Origin of the sequence: Sphingomonas sp. PP-F2F-A104-K0414 (assembly GCF_004340945.1) — a bacterium.
In the GTDB taxonomy this organism is placed as follows: domain Bacteria; phylum Pseudomonadota; class Alphaproteobacteria; order Sphingomonadales; family Sphingomonadaceae; genus Sphingomonas.
Genome location: NZ_SLYD01000023.1, coordinates 1 through 1,105 on the forward strand (window position 1 = coordinate 1; position 1,105 = coordinate 1,105).

A 1,105-nucleotide genomic window follows, 5' to 3' on the forward strand; every position below is an offset into this window, starting at 1 on the left:
CGGAGGTCGTTCTGCAGCACGGTACTGGAAATCTAACCCGGCGCGTGTTTCTGCCATACAGCGTGGCGTTGGTGGGCGCAGCGGCTGGGGTCTTGGCTGCTGTTGGGAAGCCATTGGCTGGCGGCGGCACGCCTGCGCCGAGCGACATCCCAAAGTTCCCTAACTTCCCGTCGACGACGCGTCAGATTCGGCAGGACTCGGATATCGCGAGCCGGTCGAGTGGCATCTATCCTGTGGCTTTCGTGCCTTCGACGGACTTTATCGACGCGCGCAACGTGTTGTCGATGATCGTCAATGGCGCGAACGCGTACAATCAGGCGACCATTCGCGGCACGTTCCCTACACCTGTTGATATGAGCAACGGTAATCTAGCGTTGTGGCTGCGACGTATGTACACGACCTCTAGTGAGTGTCAGGTCGAAATTGACCTGTATTCGTCGGGTTCCCCTACCTCCGTACCAGCAAACTTCGTCACCAAGACGATGTATACTGGCTACCTGAACTTCACTCTTGATCCAGCCAAGGATGCTAACACCCCTGGGGTGTGGGGTAAGGTTGGCGACCGTACTTCACGATTTGTCGTGAACGGCACTGGCGCTAACCTCGCGGCTATCACGCACTACCAAATCCGGGTTGGCGATAAGAGCGGCGGGGCTTTCAGCGTGCAGGTTTCCGACCTTGTGTTCACGCCCAATCCACGCACCAAGGCTGCAATCATCCTTCGCATGGATGACGCCTGGAAGGACGTTTACACCGGGCTCAAGCCAATGTTTGAGGCGAAGGGCCTTACTCAGATGCCTTTCCTGCTGTCGCCGGGTGCGATTGCCAGCACGAGCGGCATCGACGCGCCTGCCAGCAACAACCGTCTCACGAAGGATCAGGTCAACGAAATGCGGCCACGAGGCTGGCAGGTCGGTACGCAGGCTTGGACAACGGAAGGTTCGCAAGTCGACTACGCTGCGTACATGACCGAATACAACGGGATGATGCAGTACAACCGCGATCGAGGTTGGATCGGTGATGCTGGTGACGGCACCTACTACAGCAACGTGAACATGGGGACGCCCAACGCTCGCGCTGCGATGATCGAAGCTGGTTCGCGCAC

Annotated in this window: 1 protein-coding gene; it reads left to right on the forward strand. The window is 58.3% G+C overall.

Going from position 1 to position 1,105, the window contains the following annotated elements:
* Positions 1-1,105 (forward strand): hypothetical protein (locus tag C8J46_RS21070; protein ID WP_165886697.1); only part of this gene is annotated, 1,105 nt, incomplete at both ends.